This is a genomic window from Nitrospiria bacterium (assembly GCA_035517655.1).
Lineage (GTDB): Bacteria > Nitrospirota > Nitrospiria > JACQBZ01 > JACQBZ01 > JACQBZ01.
Window position 1 is genome coordinate 1 of sequence record DATIYJ010000049.1, and the last position, 4,823, is coordinate 4,823.

A 4,823-nucleotide genomic window follows, 5' to 3' on the forward strand; every position below is an offset into this window, starting at 1 on the left:
AAATTTTGGGGCGAGTGAGGGGAATTGAACCCCCAGCCCCTGGTGCCACAGACCAGTGCTCTAACCATTGAGCTACACTCGCCGTATCATTTATGAAGGCCGTGAACGGGAAATCCGAACCGCGGCCGATGGGTCCGCGGAAAAGAGAATGCATTGTAACATAAAGCGGCGCGCGCTGGGAAGGGGATATTGACAGGGTCTGGGTAAAGTCTTAAAATAATTGTTATGGATGAACGAATATTCACCTTGGGAGAAGCCAACAACCTCGTCCCGGACCTGGAGGTTTTGCTGCGCGAGGTCCAAAAGATGCGGAATTTTATTCTGAATATCCGGGGTGATATTCAGAAAGCCCGCGAGCATCTCTCGGAGAACGGCGGCTCGCCCCAGGGTCCCGCCTATCTGAAGGCGCTGGAATTTATCATGAAGCGCGTGGAACGGGTCCAGCAGATGGGCGTCCTGATCAAGGACCTCGAAAAAGGCCTCTGCGATTTTCCCTTCATGCTGGACGGCCGGATGGTTTATCTCTGCTGGAAACTCGGAGAGAGCGAGATCGGCTGGTGGCATGAAACCGACACGGGCTTCGGCAACCGCAAACCCCTCGACGAAGATTCCTGATCCCGCCCGAAACGAAGCTCACACACCCGTGTGCCGTATGATCTTTCCCTCGACGAGGTAGACCACCAGCTCGGCGATGTTGGTGGCATGGTCCGCGATCCGCTCCAGATATTTGGAGATGAAGCTGATCCGGATCGCCCGGGTCGTGCTTTGCGGGTCCTCGATCATGAAGGACAGGAGCTCCCGGAAGATCTGATGATTCAGATCGTCGATCACGTCGTCCGCCTTGCACACCCGGCGGGCGAGGTCCGAATTCCGGTTCACGAAGGCGTCCAGGGAGTCCTTGACCATGCGCTGGGCGTCGTCCGCCATGCGCGGAATGTCGATGTAGGGCTTCAGCAGCGCTTCCTCGTTCAACTCGATCGCCCGCTCCGAAATGTTCTCGGCCAGATCGCTCATCCGCTCAAGCTCGGTCGAGATTTTCATCGCGGTCGTGAGAAAGCGCAGGTCCCCCGCCATGGGTTGGTGGAGCGCGATGAGACGGAGACAATCCTCATCGATCTCGACGTCCATGGCGTTCACCCGGTGGTCGTTTTCGATCACATGGCGCGCCAGGTCGGAGTTCCGTTCCACCAGCGCCTTGATCGAATTGGCGATCTGCTCCTCGACCATCGCGCCCATCCGGAGTATCTTGTCCTTGAGAGTCGCCAGCTCCTCGTCGAAATGTCGCTGCATTATCCGAATCTCCCTGTAATGTAATCTTCCGTCTTACGATCCTTTGGATTCGTGAAAATCTCGCGGGTCGCGCCGAATTCGATCAGCTCGCCCAGCAGAAAAAACCCCGTGTAGTCCGAGACCCGCGCGGCCTGCTGCATGTTGTGGGTCACGATCACGATTGTGTACGACGTCTTGAGCTGCAGCAGCAGCTCCTCGATCCGCGCCGTGGCGATCGGGTCCAGCGCCGAGCAGGGCTCGTCCAGCAGAATCACCTCGGGCTCGACGGCCAGGGCGCGGGCGATGCAGAGCCGCTGCTGCTGTCCGCCGGAGAGGCTGGCGCCGGACTTGTGAAGCACGTCCTTCACCTCGTCCCAAAGGACGGCCTGTTTCAGGGCCCGCTCCACCCGTTCGTCGAGGATCGCCCGGCGGCGCGTGCCGTTGAGCCGGAGTCCGGCCGCCACGTTATCGTAGACCGACATCGTGGGGAAGGGATTGGGCTTCTGGAACACCATGCCCACCCGCCGCCGGATCGTCACCGGATCCACCGTCGGACCGTTGATGTCCGCTCCGTCCAAGAGAATCGTGCCGGCGAGTCTCGCGCCCGGGACGACCTCGTGCAGCCGGTTCAGGCAGCGGATGAAGGTGGACTTCCCGCATCCGGACGGGCCGATGAGCGCGGTCACCTGCTTTAAACCGATCGTCAGCGTGATGTCCTTGAGGATATGTCGCTCCCCGAACCAGGTATTCAGTTTTTCGATGATGTAAACCGGCTTATTCATGAGCAGGTCCTACCCTTTTAACTGGCGATGCAAAACCAATCGCGACAGGAGGTTCGCCCCCAGCACCAGCATCAGCAACACCATCCCCGCCGCCCAGGCCTGTCGGTGCCAGTCATCGTAGGGCGCAATGGCATAGGTGTAGATCATGACCGGCAGGGACGCGATCGGCTCCAGCCATCCGTGGCTCCAGAATCGGTTGCTGAAGGCCGTAAACAACAAGGGGGCCGTCTCCCCGGAGACTCGCGCCAAGTCTAACATAATTCCGGTCACGATGCCACGAAAGGCGGTGGGAATCACGACGAAACTGACCATTTTCCATTCCGGCAGTCCCAGCGCCAGCGCCGCCTCGCGAATCGAGTCCGGCACCAGCTTCAAAAACTCCTCGGTGCTCCGAACCGCGATCGGGATCATCATGATGCCCAGCGCCACGCCCCCGGCCACGGCCGAGAAATGGCCCATCGGCAGCACGACAATAGTATACGCGAAGATGCCCATCACGATGGACGGGACGCCGTTCAAGATGTCGGCCGCGTAGCGGATCAGAAAACCGGCGGTCGATTTCCGGCCGTACTCGGACAGGTAGACGCCGCCGAGGAAACCGATCGGAACCCCGATCAGACTCGCGAGGAACAACAGTTTCACGGTTCCCACGATGGCATTGGCCATGCCCCCGCCCGTCTCGCCCACCGGCTTGGGCAGTTTGGTAAAGAAGTCCCAATCGAGCGCCGAGATGCCGTGATAGGTGATGTAACCCAGAATAAAAAACAGAATCCCCAGAACCGTCGCGGTGCAGACGCCCGTCATCGAAAGCATGAAGACGTTCGTGATCCTCCGGCGGAGCAAAAGCGCGGGGGTCATTCTCTCACCTCCACCTTTGAAAACACGCCGTAGATCAACAAACGGGCCAGGGCGTTCACCAGGATCGTGACGGCGAAGAGAACCAGGCCGACCTCGATCAAGGCCTGCAGGTACATGTCGCCCGTGGCCTCGGTAAACTCGTTCGCGATCACGGCGGCCATCGTATAGCCCGGCTCAAAGAGGGAGAGTTTGATCTCGGGACGGTTGCCGATCACCATGGTCACGGCCATGGTTTCCCCCAACGCGCGCGCCAGGGCCAGAAAAACGGAGCCCATGATCCCGGAACGGGCGTAGGGCAAAACCGCGACCCGGACCATTTCCCACTGCGTCGCCCCCAGGGACAGAACCGCTTCGCGCTGGGAGCGGGGCACCGCCATCAGGATTTCACGCGAAACGGAAACAATGAACGGAACCACCATCATCGCGAGCAACACACCGGCCGTGAGCATCCCCACGCCGTAGGGAGCGCCCCGAAACAGGGGCATGAACCCAAGCGTGCTCGAGAGCGCCGGCTCCAGGCCGTTTCGGATCCACGGAACCAGCACGAAAATCCCGACCAATCCGTAAATCACGCTCGGGATCGCGGCCAAAAGCTCGACCAGGAAGGTGACGGGATCGGACAGCCACCGGGGCGCCAGCTCGGAAAGAAAGATGGCCACGCCCAGCCCCACCGGAACGGCGATCAGCAGGGCGAGCGCCGAGCTGACCAGCGTGCCGTAGAGAAAGGGCAGCGCGCCGAACTGCTCCGCGACGGGGTCCCAGGTCGTCCCCCAGAGAAAACTCCAGCCGAATTTTTGGATCGGCAACCGGGAATTGCGGACCAATTCATAGGCGACGACGACCGTGATGGCCAACACCGACAGGGCGACGGTCAGGACCGTGGCCCGGAAAAGACGATCGGCCGGGCTGACGCCCGGCCGATGGAACGCCGTCATACTGAACGCGCTAATACTTGATCTGGCCAATCGCTTTCTCCTCCATGGCGACGACTTCTTTCGGAAGCGGCGCGTACAGAAGTCCCGGAGCGAACTTTTGACCGTCCTTCAGCATCCATTGCAGAAATCCCGTAATCGCCTTTCCCTTTTTCGGATCATCGATCTTTTCCGGAATGAGAAGCCAGGTGAAGCTCGCGATCGGATAGGTCTTGTCCCCCGGCGCGTTCGTGATCGAGACCCGGAAATCCGCCGGCATCGCCTTGGCCGCGCCGGCCGCGGCGTAGGTCACCGACTCAAGACTGGCCTTGACGAATTTACCCGCCGAATTCTGCACCAGCCCGTAGTCGATCTTGTTCTGCGCGGCATAGATGAGCTCGACGTATCCGATGGAGTACGGCGTCTGCTTCACCAGCCCGGACACCCCCTCGTTTCCCTTCCCGCCCAGGCCGACCGGCCAATTGACCGACGTTCCAACGCCGACCTTTTCCTTCCATTCCGGGCTGACTTTGGAAAGATAATCGACCCAGATATAGGTGGTTCCGGAACCGTCCGAGCGGTGGACCACGACGATCGAATTATCCGGAAGCTTCACGCCCGGGTTGGGCCCCGCGATTTCGGGATCGTTCCATTTGGTGATCGTTCCCAGGAAGATTCCGGCCAAGGCCTTGGAGGTGAAATTGAGCTCGGCCGTGACTCCGGGAATGTTGTAGGTCGGGACGTCCGCGCCCATCACCGTCGGAAAATGGAGCAGCTTGACCTTCGCCTTCTGGAGCTGGTCGTCGGTCATGGGACCGTCCGACGCGCCGAAGTCCACCGTCAATTCGGAAGCCTGGCGGATCCCGCCGCCGGAACCGATGGACTGGTAATTGATGTGAATGTCCGGGTGGATCTTGGCGTACTCGTCGAACCATTTGGAATAGACGGGGTACGGAAAAGTCGCCCCCGCGGCGTTGATCAGCATGGGTTCGGCCCAGGCCGG

6 protein-coding genes and 1 tRNA gene are annotated in these 4,823 nt (G+C 60.3%); 1 reads left to right on the top strand and 6 read right to left on the bottom strand.

The genetic code is table 11. From position 1 onward, the window contains the following. Window positions 1-6 precede the first annotated feature (6 nt). Window positions 7-82, bottom strand: a tRNA-His gene (locus VLY20_09435). Between the two features lie 143 nt (window positions 83-225). Here VLY20_09435 and VLY20_09440 point away from each other — a divergent pair. Continuing rightward, window positions 226-615 (top strand): DUF2203 domain-containing protein, encoded by a 390-nt coding sequence (locus VLY20_09440; GenBank protein ID HUK56865.1) that lies wholly within the window; start codon window positions 226-228, stop codon window positions 613-615. 18 nt (window positions 616-633) lie between these two features. Here VLY20_09440 and phoU read toward each other — a convergent pair whose 3' ends face one another. From phoU to pstS, 5 genes are read right to left on the bottom strand one after another with little or no spacing between them, the layout of a single operon-like run. After that, a complete protein-coding gene (gene phoU / locus VLY20_09445) occupies window positions 634-1,290 on the bottom strand; it encodes a phosphate signaling complex protein PhoU (GenBank protein ID HUK56866.1) in 657 nt (218 codons plus the stop codon). Beyond that, window positions 1,290-2,051, bottom strand: a complete 762-nt coding sequence (gene pstB / locus VLY20_09450; protein HUK56867.1) for a phosphate ABC transporter ATP-binding protein PstB — start codon at window positions 2,049-2,051, stop codon at window positions 1,290-1,292. Before pstB ends, phoU begins: the two co-directional genes overlap by 1 nt. Before the next feature lie 9 nt (window positions 2,052-2,060). Further along, a complete protein-coding gene (gene pstA, locus VLY20_09455; GenBank protein HUK56868.1) occupies window positions 2,061-2,909 on the bottom strand; it encodes a phosphate ABC transporter permease PstA in 849 nt (282 codons plus the stop codon). Then, entirely contained in the window at window positions 2,906-3,874 is a 969-nt protein-coding gene (gene pstC, locus VLY20_09460; protein ID HUK56869.1) for a phosphate ABC transporter permease subunit PstC, read from the bottom strand. The genes pstA and pstC overlap by 4 nt, the downstream gene beginning before the upstream one ends. After that, a complete protein-coding gene (gene pstS / locus VLY20_09465; GenBank protein ID HUK56870.1) occupies window positions 3,855-4,805 on the bottom strand; it encodes a phosphate ABC transporter substrate-binding protein PstS in 951 nt (316 codons plus the stop codon). Before pstS ends, pstC begins: the two co-directional genes overlap by 20 nt. Window positions 4,806-4,823 lie beyond the last annotated feature (18 nt).

Coding starts and splice junctions, on each gene's coding strand:
- VLY20_09440 (HUK56865.1), top strand. CDS start 226: ATGGATGAACGAATATTCACCTTGGGAGAAGCCAACAACCTCGTCCCG.
- phoU (HUK56866.1), bottom strand. CDS start 1,290: ATGCAGCGACATTTCGACGAGGAGCTGGCGACTCTCAAGGACAAGATA.
- pstB (HUK56867.1), bottom strand. CDS start 2,051: ATGAATAAGCCGGTTTACATCATCGAAAAACTGAATACCTGGTTCGGG.
- pstA (HUK56868.1), bottom strand. CDS start 2,909: ATGACCCCCGCGCTTTTGCTCCGCCGGAGGATCACGAACGTCTTCATG.
- pstS (HUK56870.1), bottom strand. CDS start 4,805: ATGCTGATCAACGCCGCGGGGGCGACTTTTCCGTACCCCGTCTATTCC.